This is a genomic window from Myxococcales bacterium, assembly GCA_016706225.1.
Taxonomy (GTDB): domain Bacteria; phylum Myxococcota_A; class Polyangia; order Polyangiales; family Polyangiaceae; genus JADJKB01.
In genome coordinates this window covers 190,733-208,079 of record JADJKB010000022.1, presented here as the reverse complement: position 1 = coordinate 208,079, position 17,347 = coordinate 190,733, and the positions used below count along the sequence as shown (strand labels likewise).

The window sequence follows — 17,347 nt, the reverse complement described above, 5'->3', positions numbered from 1 at the left end:
GGTCATGGGCATGCGCGGACTCTTGCTTGGTGCGGTGGTTCTTCTGGGCCTTTCGTCGGTCAACGGCTGCGGCGGAAGCAGCGACGACTCGGGGGGCAGCGGAGGCAAGAGCAGCGGCGGGACCGGCGGCAGTGCCGGCACGACCACGGGCGGCAGTGGTGGAACTAGCGCAGGCGGTGGCTCCGGTGGCGGTGGAGGCTCGGGCGGTGTCGCCGGTAGCGGTGGCGGAACCGCGGGCTCGGGCGGTGCGTCCGGCAGCGGCGGAGCGGCCGGCAGCGGCGGTGGAGCGTCGGGCAGCGGCGGCGCTGCCGGTGCGGACGCCGGAATCGACGCAGCAACGGGCGGCCAGGACGGCGGCGGTCTCGATGCGGGCACCAAGGGTTGCAAGAAGGACGCTGACTGCAAGCTCTTCTCTTCCTATTGCAGCACGGCCCCCTGTCAGTGCCTGGCGCTGCAGCCGGGAGACCCCGGTCCCAAGTGTGGGGGCACGATCGTGACTTGTTTGATGGATCCGTGCAATGGCAAGACCGCGATGTGCGACACGGGCGTGTGCAAGGTGAAGTGAGGGCGGCTTCGCTCGGCCTTGCGCTCGCGGTCGTAGCCTGCGGGTCGCGCTCTCAGCTTCCCGATCTGGGAAACGGCGGCGGGAGTGCTGGTGCCGGCGCAAGCGGCGGCAGTGTCGTCACCGGAGGTTCTGGCGGCGGCGGCTTCGGTGGCACGGCCGGCTTCGGTGGCGCGGCCGGCTTTGGCGGCACGGCCGGCTTCGGCGGCGCGGCCGGCTTCGGTGGCATGGATGAATGCGCCGGCTTCTTCCAGGTCGGCGGCGTGCTCGAGGTGCAGCACTCGGCGAAGGATGTCGATCGACTGCCGGAGCTCGTCTATTCGAGCGACGGCGGAGACCAGCTCAGCGTGGCGTTCGAGCGTGAGCCCGTCGAGTCACCCAGTGTGTTCCGGCAGCTCGGCTACGCGACCTTCTTGCCCTGGGACAACTGGCCGAATGGTGGGGAAATTGCCCCGGTTCACGACGCATTTGCCAGCCCCCAGCTGTCCCCGAAGTTCCGCGCGGGCGCGGGTTTTGGTGACCACCTGTCACTCCTGGTTGCGCATGACACCGGAGGCAGCGCCTTTCCCAGCTTTGCCCCCAACGTCGCGGCCAACAAGTCCGACGCCGGCCCGACGGTGACATTGCTCGGCTCCACGCCAGCGTTCGCCGCGCGCGGCGCCGAGGGCCGACATCTGGTCGGCACGCGCGACGCATCCCTGTACGCACAAGTCGTGAAGCTCGCGGGGGGCAGCATCGTCGTGCAGACCAGCGTGCTCGGCTGCGCGTCGTTCGGCGCGGTCGCCGACGCCGTGCCCTTCGGCGACGGGTGGGTCGTTGCCCTCGCCAACGGCTCGAACGCGCCGAAGACCGGGTGCGGGCTACAAGATCCCGAACCGCCGACGCGCCTCGATCTGGTCCGGGTGGGACCCGACGCCACCATCACGTACTTGACTAGCGTCGACGCGGGCGCTCCGCTGATGCAGATTGCTGCAGCGGCACACCCGAGCGGTGCGTACGTGGTCTATCGGGTGGCGAGCGGTGGGGCCGTCGCACCCATCCGCTGGCTGCGCATCGACGCCTCGAGCGCGAATCTGACCGGTCCCCTCGATCTGTCGGGGCCCGGCGACTTCCCCCTCGAGTTCGACGCCGCCGCGCTCGGTGAACGACTCGTGGTGGCGTGGGGTAACGACCCGGCGGGCAATCCGCCGGACCTCGTGCTCTCGCTGCTCGACCCTGAGGGTCCGCTGCTCGCGAGCTACGCATTCGAGCCGCAGTTCTTTGGCGAGCTGTCGTTGATCGGCGCGCCGGGAGGGCAGTCTCTGGTCGTTGCGTGGCAAGGTCCATCGTCCGGGAGCGCACCCCAGAGCTCGATCCACCTCGCTCGCTTCGACTGTTTCGGCGCGCTCTGAGCGCGGCGTGGGCGCCCCAAATAGACGAACGCCGCGAGTGTTTCGGCACCCGCGGCGTCCGCCCCCCCGTGTGTTCGACTCAGCCCGTGCCCGGCAGCGTGGCGTTCGTCAGCCACTTGAAGCCGTCGAGCAGCGTCGTCGAATCGTAGATCGCGTCGCTCACGTCCCAGATCACGATCCGGAGCTCGACGATCTGACCCGGGATGACGTTGCCTGCGGTGGTGAGCCAGTAGGTCCCGCCACCGATGGTGCAGCTCCCGGACTTGTCGAAGCCGGTGCCCAGCAGGCTACCGATGCCGGCCTTGCAGCTTGCCGCGTTGACGTCGGTGTCCCAGCACCCCGGGTTGGCGGTCTGACTCTCACACACCGCAAACAGGCTGGTGCCCGCTGCGATGTTGATGCCGATTGGCCACTTCTTGGCGCTCGTGTCCAGGTAAGTCATCAGGTTCTTATCGACCGGGTTTGCGATCGGCGAGGGCGTGCCGCTCGGTGTGTCCACCAGGGCGATGACCTGGTCGTTGAACGACGAACACACGAACTCCGGGTACTCCGCGCTCAAGAAGTACGAGTTGAACGAGAAGGCCCGTGCGTTGGTCGGCGCACGCACACGCAGGCGCAGCATGACCGAGTCGTTCGGCGTGGCCGGGCTGCCCGACGTCCCCGAACCGCAGTTCGGCGCCACCGGCAGCGCGTTGGCTGCCTTGAGCGGCGGGTTCGCGGTGGTGAACCAGTCCTTGATGCAGCGTGCATCCGAGCAGGTCGAAATGTTCACCGTGCTCGCGGGCGTGTGAGCGGTGCTCACGTTGCCGCCGCCCGGCGCGCCGCCGTTCGGACCCGGAGTGGTCTGGGTCGCGTCGGACGCGATGCCGCTCGACAGCACCACCATCGAGGCGCCCTCGATCGGCACGTTGGTGTTGCCGAACTTCGGTCGAATCGAGCGGGCGCGGGCGTCAACCAGGGCCGAGCCGTCGGCGCGCAGAATTTCGGCCGTGATGAGGCCCCAGGTCTTGTCCTTCTTCAGGGCCGGGGTCTCCGTCGTCGTGCGACAGATGCCCATCGCCTTGGCGTAGTCGGCGGGTGTGCTGGAGCTGGACGTGAGGCCGGTGTCGCACGGCAGGGCATCGGTCTGGTCGAACAGATCGACGAGCCCGTTGCAGTTGTCGTCGATGCCGTTGCCAACCACCTCGGCGGCGCCGGGGTTCACGTACTGAGGCTCGCTACCACAGGCGCCAGGCTTGTCGCAGCAGTCGCCCTCGGACACGAGCCAGCCGTCACCGTCGCAATCCGTGGTGGCGCTGTTGCACTGCTGGCACGTGCCGGCGGAGCACTTTGCTCCCGAAGGACACACGTTGCCGCACGAGCCGCAGTTGGCCGCGTCGGTCTGGGTGTCGATGCAGAAGTTCCCGCACTTCGTCAGGTTGCCGCCGCACACGCTGGCGCAGACGCCGGCGTTGCAGACCTGGCCCGCGGTGCAGGCCTTCGCGCAGGCGCCGCAGTTTGCTCCATCCGTGTTGGTGTCGACGCAGGTCGTGCCGCACTTGGTGGTGCCGCCGGTGCACGAGAGGGTGCACGTCCCCGCCGAGCAGACCTGCCCGCTCGGGCAGGCGTTGCCACAACCACCGCAGTTTGCCGGATCGGTCTGGGTGTTGCTGCAGGTCGTGCCGCACTTGGTGGTGCCTCCGGCGCACTGCAAGCTGCAGCTGCCGTTCGCACACACTTCGCCGGTCGTGCACTGCGTGGTGCAGGCGCCGCAGTTGGCGGTGTCGGTGTTGGTGTTGACACACGCGGTGCCGCACTTGGTGGTGCCGCCGGTGCAGGTCAGGCCACAGGCACCTGTCGAGCAGACCTCCCCGCTCTGACACGCGTTGCCGCACGTGCCGCAGTTGGCCGGATCAATCTGGTTGTCGACGCACTTGTTGCCACAGAGGGTGGTGCCGCCGAGGCACTGCGAAGCGCACTGGCCCGCCGAGCAGACCTCGCCGGCCTTGCAAGTGGTGCCGCACGCGCCGCAGTTGGCGGGGTCGATCTGGGTGTCAACGCACTTTCCGCTGCACTCCGTGCTGCCACCGAGGCAGCTGGAAGCACACTGGCCGGAAGAGCAGACCTCGCCGGTCTTGCAGCTGGTGGCGCAAGCGCCGCAGTTGGCGGGATCGATCTGGGTGTCGACGCATTTTCCGCTGCACTCGCTGCTCCCACCCAGGCACTGGCCCGCGCACTTGCCCGCCGAGCAGAGCTCGCCCGTCGCGCACTTGTTGCCGCAAGAGCCGCAGTTGCTGGGGTCGAAATCGGTCTGCACACAGCTGCCGCCGCACAGCGTGGCGCCGGGACACTGAGCGCCTCCGCCCGTTCCGCCGATCCCGCCGGTGTTGCCGGTTCCACCGATCCCACCGGCGTTGCCGACGCCGCCCAGGCCGCCGTCCTTGGCTCCGCTGCCGCCGCTGGACGACGAGGAACCGCCGTCCCCGCCGCAGGCGGTCATCGGGGCGACCGCGAGGGCCGCCAATGCCGCGAGCCCGAAGGCTGCGGTCTCGAGTTTCGATCGACTCTTCTTCGTCATTCTGTGCTCCTAAAACAATTCGGCGGATGGATCTTCGCTCAACCTCGCGCGGCGTGCCCTTCCGCGGCGGGCACACGTGGCCGCGCTCCTACGCGGGTGGAGGGTCGAGCCTTCCCCGTTACCGGCGCGCCCGTGTAGCAGGCGGTTGGGCGCCGGTCGATGCAGGCCCGAAGTTCAGCGGTTGCGCGCTGCTTTTTTGGATTTTCTGGGCGCTCGCGCCGTCCTTGCGGCGCTCTCGGGCGGCAGAACCGGCGGTTCCGGCGGCCAAAGCTGCGCGTTGGTGAGCAAGGCAAACACACGCTCGCGCAGCGGGGCCGCCATCGGTGCCGCGAGCCACGGCAAGAGCGGCACCAAGGTATCGATCGCGCCTCGGGCGAGATCGCGCGTCCGCACCTGGCCCGGCGAGTCGTCATGCACGAAGTAGAGCACCGTCCCCAGCATCAACACCCAGAGCGCGAGCGCCGCTTGGCTGCGGAGCTCGTCCGGGACCTCGGGAACTTCCAGAGCTTCCGAGAGCAAGCTGATGCTGCGCGAGCGGATCGGTGCGGTCTCTCGGGCGAACACCGAGACCGCCGATTCTGGATCTCCGATCGTGCGGAAGAGCCCCGTCAACAGCTTCCGATCATCCTTCATCAAGTCGAGCCGCACGTCGAAGACCGCGCGCAGCCGCTCGCCGAGATCTGCCGAGTGAGAAAAGACCTTTCGAGCACGCTGCTCGTGCTCGACCATCTGCGTCTCCCAGTGAGCGAGCACCAGCGCCTCTTTCGACGGGAAGTAGTAGTAGGCCGATCCGAGGGAGGTGCCGGCGGCCTTGGCGACGTCGCGCATCGTCGTGGCGTCGAATCCCGACTTGCGAAACAGGCCGAGCGCGGTGTCGAGGATGCGCTCGCGGGTGGTCTCGGCCTTGGCTCTCTTCTTCATCGATACGGACCTCGGGCGGGGACGCCGCAAGCATCCGTCGAGCAAGGGCGGTGTGTGAAGAGCGAGCCGAGCCGGCGCCTTTCGGCCGAGACAACCCGGAAAAAGCGCTCCGCCAGCGGAGCCAGGGCCGGGCTCGACAACCGCTCGGCCCACTCCCGATACTGGACCAACGCCCACAGACACATGACGAAGGCTGCGGCGCCGGCCCACACTCGCCCGTCACTCGCCACCACCACGAGCTGTCCACCGAGCCACGGGATCTGTCCGAAGCGTCGGCGCGCCTCGCTGGAATCACAGGGGACGAACTCCATCGGCACGAAGCTCGGCTGGGTCTCCAGCCACTCCCTGCAGTGCACACAGAGCTGACAGCTCGAGTCGTAGAGGATGGTGAGCGAGTCCACGGTGGTCTCCCTGCTGATGACTATCGTGCTGGGTCAGCCGCTCGCGCCGCCACTCGCGGCGTAGCTCTGCGCGGAGTGGTGTGCGGCGTTGCGCGCGGCGTCTTGGCTGTAGTCCACGCGCCATTGGTGCGGCACTGGGGGCGGAAGCTCGGCGAGCTTCGCGCGGCGGCGAATGCGGTGGAACAAGTACATGTTGAAGAAGTGCATACCGCCGAGGGAGATCAGCAGGAAACCGAGCTTCTGCGCCAAGGTCTCGACCGCTGCGACTCCGGTGTCGGGTCGGTCGGCGCGCAAGAGCAAGCAGGCATAACCGAGGTTCATCAGATAAAAGCCGACGACCAACAAGCGATTGACCGCCTGAGCCAGGTCCGGCTCGTCTTTGAATACGTCGCGCAAGAAGACCGCGCCGTTCTTGAACAGGGTGCGGGCGAGCCAGACGGTGAGGCCGAGGCTGACCGCAGCGTAGACCGCGTAGACGGCAATCAGGCCGTTGGCTGGGGTGTCAGGGGACATGCTTCGAAGCTCCTTTCCGGGCCGAGAGCCCGTGTTGAACACGTTCAAATATTGAACACGTTCAACAAAACGTCAAGGCCCAATTCTCCCGGCCTTCCCGGGCCTGGAGCGGGCGCCTGAAGGACCCTCTCCGGACCCCAAAGCCCTGGGGCGGCCGGCGCTGCCCCGGGCCGACCCCGCCCATGTTAGAAGAGGGGGCTCGTCACAACGTGACGTGACGTAACTTTTCCACGGAGCAATCGTGTGAACGCCTGGGCCTCAGCACTGGCCTTCTTGATCCTGTCCGCCATCGTCGGCTCCAGCATGCTGGTGATCGCGAAGGTGCTGTCGGTCAAAGCCCGGAGAGACTCTCCGCTCAAACACCAGACCTACGAGTGTGGTGAGGAGCCCGAGGGTCCGGCCTGGCTGAAGTTCCACCCGCGTTATTACGTAGTCGCGCTCGTGTTCGTGCTCTTCGACGTCGAAGCGGCGTTCCTGTTTCCCTGGGCGATCAGCGTAGGCAAGCTCGGCCTCATTGCCATCATCGACATGCTGGTCTTCATCGCGATCTTGATGCTCGGCTGGTGGTACGCGCTCAAGAAGGGCGCGCTCGACTGGCACTGAGCAGCGGAGACGAAGCATGGGCGTGAACGAAGACGACAGAGCGTACAGCCACCCGCTGTACGACTTCATGGCGAAGATGCCTGGGTTGGACGTCGCGACGACCAGCGTCGACAAACTCCTGAGCTGGGGCGCGTCGAACTCGCTCTGGATCTTCCCCATGGCGACCAGCTGCTGCGGCATCGAGTTCATGGCCGCCGCGGCGAGCCGGGTCGATCTCGATCGCATGGGGACCATCGTCCGCGGCACGCCCCGGCAGAGCGACATCATGGTCGTGGCCGGCACCATCACCGTGAAGATGGCGGCGCGGGTGAAGAAACTCTGGGATCAGATGCCGGAGCCGAAGTGGTGTCTGGCCATGGGCTCTTGCGCGATCAGCGGCGATTTTTACCGCGACATCTACTCGGTCGTGCCCGGCATCGATACGTTCTTGCCGGTCGACGTGTACGTGCCGGGCTGCCCGCCCAACCCGGAAGAGCTGATGCACGGGCTGATGCGGCTGCAGGAGAAGATCAAGGCGTTTCGGGCTGGAAAACCCCGCGACGAGGCGGAGCGTCCGCCCACTCCCGAGTACATGCGGCGCCCGTCGTTACCGCGCATGGACGACCCGACGCGGCCCGAAGAGCTCAGCCTTCAACAGACCGAGAGCGCTGGCAGCTTGGGTCACGGAACCGAGATGAACTTGGTCGAGCTGCGCCGTTCGAAGGTCGGCGAGCGGCTCGAGGCGAAGCTGGCGGAGCTGCGGAAGCCACCGGCAGTCGAGGCCAAGGCCGCGCCCAGTCAGGCGAAGGAGTAGCGCATGGGAGCCAAGGGCGTTGCCAAGAACGACGAGCTGGACAAACTCCTCGCTGACTCGTTCGGCGTGAGCGAGTTCCCGGCGGACTCACCGCCGGTCGTGGACCGCGCACGCCACTTCGAGCTGGCGAAACAACTGAAGCAGCTCGGTTACCGCATCTACGTCACAGTCGTCGCGACGCACTACTTGCCGCAGGCTGCGGGCAAGGCTGGACCCGAACAGCCCGAGCTATTCGAGATCGCGACCGTCCTGCGCAAGCCTGGCAAGGGCGCGGACATTGCGACCTGGCGGGTGAAGCTCGCGGTCGGCGAGGGCATCGAGTCGCTGGTGCCGCTGTACGCCGGGGCCGACTGGCAGGAACGTGAACAGTACGACCTGGTCGGTGTGGTCTTCGAAAACCATCCGGACCTGCGCCGCCTGATGATGCCCGACGACTGGGAAGGGCATCCGCTCAGAAAAGACTACGCCATCGACACGGCGTGCTCTCCCTGGAGATGAGTTGATGGAGCTGAGCGTCGATCCCGTCCCCGAGAAACCGGCCAAGAAGGCGGCCGAGAGGCCCGGCCCTGCCTGGCGCGTGCCGGGTGCAGTGGCCTCGATCCAGCGCGGGGATCCGTACCTGAAGATCGAGGACTACGACCCCGAAGCCGACATGATGGTGTTGAACCTCGGGCCGCAGCACCCGAGCACTCACGGTGTGTTCCGCGTGAAGCTCTACCTCGACGGTGAGCTGATCGTGAAGGCGGTGCCCTACGCCGGGTACCTGCATCGCGGTGTCGAGAAGCTGTGTGAGAAGCTGGCGTTCACGCAGATAACGCCCATCGTCGACAAGAACGACTACGTGTCGCCGATGATGAACGAGCAAGCCATCAACATGGCGTTCGAGGCGTTGCTCGGAGCGGAGGTGCCCCGGCGTGCGCGTTACATCCGCACTCTGGTCGCGGAGCTGCAGCGCATTGCCAGCCACCTGCTCTGGCTCGGCACGTTTGCGCTGGATCTGGGCGGCGCCCTTGGCGGTGGCTCCACCGTATTTCTGCACTGCTTCCGCGAACGCGAGCTGATCCTCGACCTGTTCGAGATGCTGACGGGATGCCGGTTCCACTACAACACCCACACCGTCGGCGGGAATCGCCACGATATCCCCGAGGGCTGGGCCAGCCTCGTCAAGCGCTCGCTCGAAGTCATCGAGTCCCGGATCGGCGAGTACGAAGATCTGATGACACACAACCGCATCTTCGTGGAGCGCACGCGGGGTGTCGGCGTGCTCGACGGCGAGCTGTGTATGGAGCTCGGGATCAGCGGACCGCTCTTGCGTGCGGCGGGTGTCGACCACGATCTGCGGCGTGATGCGCCTTACCACGCGTACGACGAGGTCGAGGTGCGGGTGCAGACCGAGAAGGCCGGCGACTGTCAGGCCCGTACGTTGGTGCGCATCCGCGAGATCGCCGAGAGCATTCGCATCGTGCGGGAGCTGGTAGACGGTGTGCCGGAGGGCCCGATCTGCGGCCACAAACCCATCAAGATCGTGCTGCAAGAGCGCAGCGCCGGGGGCCAGGCTTATGCCGCCCTCGAGAGCCCGCGCGGTGAGCTCGGGACCTGGGTGATCGGGGGCGGGGTGAACAAGGGCACGAGCCCGTACCGCCTGAAGATCCGCCCGCCGAGCCTGCACGCGTCGAGCTGTCTGCCGTACGTGCTCCCTGGCCACAGCTTGAGCGATTGCATCGTGATCCTGGGCAGCCTGGATCCAATCATGGGCGAAGTGGACCGCTGACGGTTGCCCGAGCGCCGGTGAGCTCAGCGCACGCGGAAGATGGCCGCGCTCTTCGCCGGCAGGTCGAGCGCGCCACCACTGGCATTGAGCGAGAGTTTGCCACTGCCGAGTACTCGAAGGGCGCGTTGGCCTAGACCCGGGCGAGCAAGCTCGGCGGACTGGTCTTCTTCGCTCATGTTCACGCCGGCGACGTAGGCCATGAAGTCGTCCTGGCGCAGGATCGCAAACACACTCTTGGTCCCCGTATCCAGGACCTCCATCTCGCCGGTCCCCCAGACCGCGCGCCCACGCCTCAGCTCGAGCAGTGAGCGGTAGAAGGCCAGCATCGAGCTCGAGTCAGCGGTCTCCGTCTCGAGGTTGAACTGATCGGCCTCCAGACCGTAGGCAAGCCAAGGCGTGCCTGCGGTGAAGCCGTGATTCGGGCTCGCGTCCCACAGCATCGGTGTGCGGGCGAAGTCCCGGAGGTCGACCACCTGTTTCGTGCCGGGCCGCAGCGCCACCTCTTCGCCGTAGTAGATGAAGGGGGTGCCCTTGGCGGTCAGCTGGATCAGCGCGGCGCGCTGGTGGCGCGTGTCGTCAGCCTGCGCCGCGCTGTACGCCCGTTGTACGTCGTGCGAGCCGATCACGAGGGCGTCCTGTCCGCCCGGCGGGAAGTTGTCCAGGGACTTCTGGAACGTCTGGTTGATGCTGGTCGCGTCCTGCCCGCCGAACGGGAAGCTCCAGAAGTAGCCAAACCCGAAGTGGAAGGCCATGTGGAACATGTCGCTGCCATTGCCGAGGTAACCCGTGGCATCCGTGAGGTTGGACGGTTCGGCGAGGATCACACGCCCCGGATACTCGTCCACGACTTTGCGTAGCTTGCGGACGTAGTCGCGGGTCTCGGGGATCAGGTCGCACTCCTTGGCGGACTCGTAGAGCAGTCCGATGACGTCGCAGCGAAAGCCGTCCACGCCTTTGTCGAGCCAGTGGCGTGCCACCTTCAAGGTTGCGTCCACGACCTCGGGATTCCGGTAGTTCAGATCCGGCTGCTCGGGATAAAAGCGGTGGAAGAAGTACTGGTTGCGCGCGGGATCGAGCTGCCACGCGGACGAACCGAAGACGGCGGATTGGGTGCCGCAGCCGATGTCCGGGTCCGACGGTGTGTCGCGCCAGACGTACCAGTCGGCCTTGGGGTTGGTCTTGTCCGCGCGGGACTCGCTGAACCAGGCGTGCTGGTCGCTGGTGTGGTTCAACACCAGATCGATGACGACGCGCATCTTCTTTTCGTGTGCTGCGGCGAGCAGCGCGTCGAAGTCGGCTTCGGTGCCGTAGTCCGGGTTCACGGCCTCGTAGTTCGAGATGTCGTAGCCCGAGTCCTTGAACGGGGTGGGCATGATGGGCATGAGCCAGACGGCGTCGATACCCAGTCCCTTCAGGTAGTCGAGGCGCGAGATGAGCCCCTTGAAATCCCCGATGCCGTCGCCGTCGGAGTCCTGAAACGAGCGCACGTAGACTTCGTAGAAGGCGGCGTGTCGGTACCAGTCGGGCCCATCGAGCAGCTGGTCGGCCTCGGCGGACCAGTCCTTTTCTGGAAAGGAGGTGGTCTCGCTGGCTGTGTCGTCGCCGCAGCCAGCAAGAGCGAGCCCGAGGGCCAAGACTGCGGTGAAGCTTCGGTTCATTCGACGATCATCCGGTCGCCCGCGCCGCGCGCGAAGGTCTCTGGATCGTACATCTCTTCGACCTTCGGTGGCGGAACCACGAACTCACCCGGCGTGGTCGCCCGCGCCACGTAGGTGTAGTCGTACACACCTTCCCAGAGCAGCGAGGCAAACGCCTCGACGCGTTCGTCACGCATGTTCTGGTGCTCGTACCAGGTGCGCGACCACCACCACGGCGACTTGGCTTGTTTGTCCTCCGTGGCCGGATCGACCGGGATGCTGGCGGTGGTGGCGAGCGCTGGGTTCAGCGGCTCGAGCCCCGCGGGCAACGGATCGACCAGCGCCACGTGATAACGACGCGCGGGAGCGACCATCGCCAGCTTGATACGCACGAGGGAGCCGGCCTTCACGCGCCACGTACCGTCCTTGTCTCGGCGCACGTCGCCGGGTTTCTCCACGCCCTCGTATAGACGGCTCACGGAGAAACCGTGCTCGGCCGGCGGCGGGCGCAGGTTCTTCGGCGCGTACTGCAGGCCAATGCGGTAGTAGAGCCGGCCGTCGCCCTCCTTGGCGAGCACCAGCTGACTGGGTTGCGGCAGCTCCGCCAGCATGGCCAGCGGGATGTCGACGTGTTTGCGGTCCGTGCTGCGGCCCTGGAACTTGTGCTCCGACGCGAGTCGGCTGCCGAGCCACGAGCGCGCGGTGAAGTTGGGCGTCGTCTTCTCGTAGGTCGAGAAGTAGTGGTGCATGCCAAGGAGCACGAACACGTTCTCTTGCGTCGAGAGCCAGCGTCCGCGCTTGCGGTGACCGAGCAGGCCCGCGACCAGCTTGGGGATGAGATCGCTGTCGGGGCGATCTTCGATGTAGGCGTCGAGCAGGATGGCGTCGCTGCGTCGGTTGGAGGCGAGCAGCACGTAGGCCGCCGTCTCGTCGAAGCTGGTGACGAAGTGGGCCTTGCCGGCGGTCTCCGTCGTGCGGTTGTCGAGGTGGCGGCGGATTTCTTCGACCTGTTTGCTCGAGTCGGGGTCCTTGCTGAGCACCGGCAAGAGCCAGCCGAGTGCATCGAGCGGCAGCTTCGTGACTCCACCGGCCTCGCTGATGAGCCGGCGCGCTGCGGCTGGGTCGCTTTGTTTCGCGTGCCAGCGCACGTTGAGCGCGTAGGCCTCGATCACCCAGCGCGCCTCTTTGGAGTACCAATGCGGGAAGTAGCTGCGGATGCGCGCGATGAAACCGAGGGCGCTGGTGCGCAGCTCCTTCGGCACGGAATACCCGGCTTTTTCGGCGCGAATGAGCGCGTTCGCGACGTGTACGCTGACGTACGGCACGGGCTGTCGATCGCGCCGCCAGTAGTCCCAGCCCCCGCTCCAGTTCTGGCGGCTCTTCAGCTTCTCGATGTCGTCGGCGACGGTCTTGTTCAGCATCTTGGGCGGAGGCAGGTTCTCCGCGTCGAACGCCCCGAGCACGTCGCGGAGCGCGGCGATGGTGAGGATGCGGCTCGAGATCTGCTCGTTGCACTCGAACGGGTACCGCACCAGGTACAGCAGCGCGTCGGTCAGGCCCTGGAGCGCGGTCGACGAGGTGGTGATCTCGACGTTGCCGAACTCCTTGAAGACGTCCTTCGGCATCTTCACCGGTTGGCCGATGGCGCCCTGATCGATCTGACCGTAGGTCGCGAAGGCCTCGGTGGTCGCGGGCGTCCAGACCGGCAGCTCGATCTCGCTCGCGTCGTCACCTGCGGGAGAGACCGCGCCAATCTGCAGCCGGGCCGTGCCGGCCGAGACCGTCGCGGCCGGGAAGCGCACCTCGACGCGATCGTTGGCCGGCACGGTCACGCGGAGCGCGCGGGGCTCACTCATGAACAGGTTGTCCGCGCGCGCGACCACGTCGACCTCGAGGGGACTTGCGGTCTGGTTCTGGAGCACGACCGGCAGCGAGAAACGATCGCCGAAGTTCAAAAAACGCGGCGCCGATGGTCGCACCATCAGCGGCAGCCGCGCAGTGACCGCGCTCTCGGACGAACCGAAGCGGTTTTCGCCCGACGCGACCACGGCCATGATGCGGTAGCGCGTGAGGTTGTCCGGTAGCTTGACGTTGGTCTCGGTGCGGCCGCGGGCATCCGTCACCAGCCTCGGCACAAACGCGGCGAGAGAGCCGAAGTCCGCGCGCACCGCGATGGGTTTGTCCTTGCCCGTCTTGCTTTTGGCCTTCTTGAAGTCCGGTTTTGCATCGGCGCGCTCCTCCGCTTTGGAGGGGGGGGCCGGCGGCGCTGGGGAAGCGGCGCTGGCTGCGTAGCCTGCGGTCGCCACCGGTTTGGGCATCGGTCCGAGAACGCGCTTTGCCGACTCCTTGCGATGAAGTCCGCCATCCTTGAATCTCTGCCGCGGCTGAAGCTGCATGCGCGCAAGATCGGGTCGCATCAACGCCACCTTCAGGCGGGTCTCGTAGTCGCTGACTCCGGGTGAGCGTGCTGGATAGAACACCTCGAGGGGATCCGGCAGCTGGTAGCCGGCGAGCGCGAGGACACTCTCGTCCACCGCGACCATGGCGAGGGACGCACCCGACACGGGTTGACCATTCGCGTCGCTGACCTGAAACCGAACACGAGTCTTGCCGCCTGGCTCGAGCTCCTTTTTCTCCGGCGTGATCCGGATGGCGAGCGAGCGATCTTTGGGTGGGATCTTGAGGCCCGCGCTGCCCGAGGCGAACGCGGGGCGTTTGGGCAAGCTCGCGTCCGGTTCACCGCGTTCATTCTCGCGCAGGGTTGCGCCGACCAGATCGACCTCGACGGTGACGTTTTGCAACCAGTGTTCGTTCAGCGGCACCTTCAGCGTGCTGGTGCGTTTGTCGAGCCGGATGCGCTCGACCTTGACCAGCCCCTCGCGCCGCACGGTCAGCACGCCTTCGGCCGGTGCGAACGGTGCAACGACCAGGATTTCTGCGGTGTCACTGGGTTTGTACTCGCGCTGCCCTGGCACGAGCTCGACCCGCGCTTGGCGCAGCGTCGGGTTCTCGGGAGGGTCTTCACCCATCACCCACAGCTCGAGCTGCGACTGACTGGGGCGTCCGTGTACGTCGGTCACGGTCGCGGTCACCCGATGCAGCCCGCCGGATTTCGTCGCCAGGCTACAGCGCTGTGACTCGGTCGTGCTCGAGAGCGCGCAGGGCTCGGGGGGACCCACCTCCTCGTCGGAGACGGAGCCGCGCCAGCGGGTCACTACCCGCTCCATCTTGATGCTGACCGGGCGACCGGCGACGGCGTTGCCATCGATGTCGGTCACGATCACGTCGAGGTTTAGACTCTTGCCGGCGGAGAGCAGCGTGCTCTCTTCCCGCAAGCCCACGGTCACGCTGGCGGGGTGTACCAGCATCTCGCTGCGTGCGGTCCACGCCTGTCGGTTCACATCGGTGACCGTTGCTTCCAGGGAGAGCTGGCGTGGGTACGCCGGCTCGAGGCCGTCGAAGTCCACGCGCAGGCGGTGTTTGCCCGAGGCGTCGGTCTTCGCTTTCCACTCTTCGTGGGCGTCGCGGCTCTTGTCCGCCGGCGCCCACCACGACCAGCGGTGCGGCTTGCCAAAGTGGTAGTTGCTGCGGTTCGGCGGGACGTAGCTCGCGTCCGTGGCGCGAACGTTCCACTCGACCTCCGCGTCGGGCAGCCCGCCGCCCGCGTAATAACTGGCTGATACGTTGGCGATGGCGTGTTTGCCGACGAAGTGCGGGCCTTCCGTCGCTTGCGCGGTCACCTCGAACTCGGGTTTGCGAAACTCCTGGATCTCGTACTGGTGCGCGTAGTCGTCGCGCAGGTACGAGCCGCTACCTTCGAGGTGGAGCTCGACGCGCGCGCTGCCGAGGTTCGCGCCCTTGGGGATGTCGAACGCGAAGTTGAAGCCGCCGTCCGAATCGACGGGCACGACGTCCTTCGCGATTTCGTTGCCGCGGGGCTCGTAGGCCACGAGCCGGACGCGTTGTGCAGCAGAGCGCGGGAGCTTGGTGACATCGCCGTTGGTGCCGGCGCCGATCAGGCGCACGAAACCCTTCGCGTTCACTCGCTCACCGGGTTTGTAGAGTTTGCGATCGTCGAATACGAACCAGCGGAGGCCATCGGAGAGAGGGCGGGCCACGAACGCGCCGCTGTCGGAGCGCCCGCCGAGCCAGACCAGATCTTTGCCCTGTCGGGCGACCAAGATGTCGCCGTCTCCGGCAAGGGAGAGCTTGGCGAGGCCGTCGACGCCCGTCTTCTGGCGATCACCCTTGGGCTCGACCGCGACCTCGATGCCGGTCAGTGGCGCGCCGTCCGCCAGGTTCGTTGCAAATACGTGCCCCTCCGTCGAGTCAGTGAACGCCGTCAGGCCCATCTTGGTGACCTGGAGCCAGACCCGCACCCACTGGCGCGAGCGATAACCCCAGCGATCGGCCTTGGGTTGGGTCGGCGGCTCGACGATGGCGAGCACCTGTCCGAAGCCGTTGTCGAGGGCGGGGGAGAGATCGATGTTGGTCTCGGTCAACTCGTCCGCGGCGCCATTGGTCTTGACGGTGCGATTCGAGATCAGACGCCCGGGTGGCTGCCCTAGCTTGCCCTCCCAGTCCCAGTCCCGCCGCCACTTCAAATAGGCCTCGAACTGTTTGGGCTCCACTGCGAACAGGCGCACCTTGAGCGTTGGACGATTGATGCCGAAGACACCGAGCTTCGGTCCGAACGCGGGGTCGAGCACGAGCATCTCGTCTTGTTCCGGGAACAGGAACGGATCCGCGGAGTCGACCTTGACCTCGAGCGTCGTTGCCTTGTCGAGCTTCTGTCCGAAGGTGTCGCCGAGCTCCGGTCCGATCGAGACCTTGTACTTCGTGCGGCCCTTGCTCCGCCCGCGCACGACGATGCTCGAGCCCGAGAGTTCGAGGTGCATGTCCGGCAGTGGGGGCTCGACCTTGATCAGGTTCTTGTCGAAGGTCTTCTCGTCGAGCGGGTTGGAGAAGCGGATGTACCAGGGTGAGAGCGGAGGACACTGCTCGTTCCAGCCGCATTGCAGGTCCTCGGCTCGGAGCGGCCCGTAGGTACGAAAGCTGAACCCTTGGTCGGACGCGGTCAGGCGTTTGCCCTCGGCGCTTGGCATTTTGGCCTTGAAAACGGCCTCGAAGCTGGTGTCCTTCGGCAGCGGGCTGGCGGGAAGGAGCGCGATGAAGCGGTCCTTTTTTGCGCGCTCCTGGGCGGCGCGCGCGGGAGCCGACTTCTCGATCTCGTCGGCTCCGGCCAGGCGCACCGGGAAGGTCTTGCCGCTCGCGCGTAGCTCGAAGCTCGCGAGGACGGAGCCTTTGTCGATGCGCTGATCGAAGCTGGCGTAGAGCAGCGGTTCTAGATCGGTTGGGCCATCCCACTGGCGAGGGACGAAGCTCTCGACCTTGAGCGCGGGCGTCGAGAACCGCCAGCTCTTGGCCTGCGCAAACGCCTGACCGGACGCGGAGCGTGTGCCCGCGGGGACCTCGACCTGAAACTCGGTTGCCATCGGCAAGCGCTCGTCTTCTGGATCGAACACCAGAGTCTGGGTGCCTACCCAGCGCCAGTGGCCTCGGGGCTCGGGGACCAGTCGGACGGGCACGCCCTTGGCTGCGAGGTCGTCGTGCGACGTGAGCTCGACCATTGGTTCGGAGAACGTGACGCTCAGGCTCGGCGCCATGCTGACCTCGCCCTCGGGCTGGAAGCGTGTCACCGAAGGTGGACCCTTCGGTGTGACGCTGACGGGCGGTGCACCGGCCGTTGGTGGGAAGGCGGTCTTGATGGTCTCGCCGGGGCGCGGCGCCGGCATCGACTTCTCGCGCATCGCGAAGGTCTTGGCCTGTGCGCTCGCTTTCATTGGCGGGAGCTTCGCGAACACACGCTTGGCGTCTGCTGCGGCGAGCGGTTTTGCTGCGGCCGGTTTCACCCGAGCGGGTGGTTCCGGATCGGCGTCGCTCAGTCGGAACCCGAGGCCCGACTTGGAGATGCGCCACACCACTTTTTCTTCGGCGACCGGCGGAGGCGCGGTTTTTTTCACGCTCGCGGGCGGCGGCGTTGCGCTCGGGCAGGCTGCGGCGAAGAGCGCGAGCAGCATCATCAGCGGGGCGGGTGAGCGTTTCATCGGCTACTCCCTGTCGAGCCGGCATCGTATACGAAGCGCAAATGGCCTGGACATGGGCCTCGGACCGGGGCCGGCCGAGGTGCGGCGCCGG

At 66.6% G+C, this 17,347-nt stretch carries 11 protein-coding genes and 1 pseudogene; 6 read left to right on the top strand and 6 right to left on the bottom strand.

Annotated elements, in window-relative coordinates:
- The first annotated feature begins 10 nt into the window (after window positions 1–10).
- Both IPI67_31990 and IPI67_31985 read left to right on the top strand, forming a co-directional pair.
- Complete coding sequence (locus tag IPI67_31990; protein MBK7584797.1) at window positions 11–565, top strand: hypothetical protein; 555 nt, start codon at window positions 11–13, stop codon at window positions 563–565.
- Window positions 562–1,953, top strand: coding sequence for a hypothetical protein (locus tag IPI67_31985; GenBank protein MBK7584796.1), 1,392 nt, complete (start codon window positions 562–564; stop codon window positions 1,951–1,953). The genes IPI67_31990 and IPI67_31985 overlap by 4 nt, the downstream gene beginning before the upstream one ends.
- Window positions 1,954–2,032: 79 nt before the next feature.
- Here the strand turns inward: IPI67_31985 and IPI67_31980 are convergent, their stop codons facing one another.
- The 4 genes and pseudogenes from IPI67_31980 to IPI67_31965 form a co-directional block, all read right to left on the bottom strand.
- Complete coding sequence (locus IPI67_31980) at window positions 2,033–4,510, bottom strand: choice-of-anchor L domain-containing protein (GenBank protein MBK7584795.1); 2,478 nt, start codon at window positions 4,508–4,510, stop codon at window positions 2,033–2,035.
- 174 nt (window positions 4,511–4,684) lie between these two features.
- On the bottom strand, window positions 4,685–5,431 hold the full coding sequence (locus IPI67_31975; protein ID MBK7584794.1) for a TetR/AcrR family transcriptional regulator: 747 nt from the start codon (window positions 5,429–5,431) through the stop codon (window positions 4,685–4,687).
- Window positions 5,428–5,832, bottom strand: a complete 405-nt coding sequence (locus IPI67_31970; protein ID MBK7584793.1) for a DUF393 domain-containing protein — start codon at window positions 5,830–5,832, stop codon at window positions 5,428–5,430. Before IPI67_31970 ends, IPI67_31975 begins: the two co-directional genes overlap by 4 nt.
- Before the next feature lie 123 nt (window positions 5,833–5,955).
- A pseudogene (locus IPI67_31965) lies at window positions 5,956–6,345 on the bottom strand (hypothetical protein).
- Window positions 6,346–6,648: 303 nt separating this feature from the next.
- On the opposite strand from IPI67_31965, the gene IPI67_31960 reads away from it, so the two are divergent.
- The 4 genes from IPI67_31960 to IPI67_31945 are packed head-to-tail and all read left to right on the top strand — an operon-like array spanning window position 6,649 to window position 9,512.
- The gene (locus IPI67_31960) at window positions 6,649–6,948 is read left to right on the top strand and encodes an NADH-quinone oxidoreductase subunit A (protein ID MBK7584792.1); all 300 of its coding nucleotides are present in this window, start codon (window positions 6,649–6,651) and stop codon (window positions 6,946–6,948) included.
- Window positions 6,949–6,964: 16 nt separating this feature from the next.
- Window positions 6,965–7,741 carry an NADH-quinone oxidoreductase subunit B gene (locus IPI67_31955; GenBank protein MBK7584791.1) on the top strand — a complete coding sequence of 259 codons (777 nt, stop codon included), beginning with the start codon at window positions 6,965–6,967 and terminating at the stop codon, window positions 7,739–7,741.
- Between the two features lie 3 nt (window positions 7,742–7,744).
- Entirely contained in the window at window positions 7,745–8,239 is a 495-nt protein-coding gene (locus IPI67_31950) for an NADH-quinone oxidoreductase subunit C (protein MBK7584790.1), read from the top strand.
- A gap of 4 nt (window positions 8,240–8,243) precedes the next feature.
- A complete protein-coding gene (locus tag IPI67_31945) occupies window positions 8,244–9,512 on the top strand; it encodes an NADH-quinone oxidoreductase subunit D (GenBank protein MBK7584789.1) in 1,269 nt (422 codons plus the stop codon).
- A 23-nt stretch (window positions 9,513–9,535) separates the two neighbouring features.
- On the opposite strand, the gene IPI67_31940 is transcribed toward IPI67_31945, so the two are convergent.
- Together IPI67_31940 and IPI67_31935 are read right to left on the bottom strand one after the other, a co-directional pair.
- Window positions 9,536–11,170, bottom strand: coding sequence for an alpha-amylase (locus tag IPI67_31940; protein MBK7584788.1), 1,635 nt, complete (start codon window positions 11,168–11,170; stop codon window positions 9,536–9,538).
- The gene (locus IPI67_31935; protein MBK7584787.1) at window positions 11,167–17,256 is read right to left on the bottom strand and encodes a hypothetical protein; all 6,090 of its coding nucleotides are present in this window, start codon (window positions 17,254–17,256) and stop codon (window positions 11,167–11,169) included. The genes IPI67_31940 and IPI67_31935 overlap by 4 nt, the downstream gene beginning before the upstream one ends.
- Window positions 17,257–17,347 lie beyond the last annotated feature (91 nt).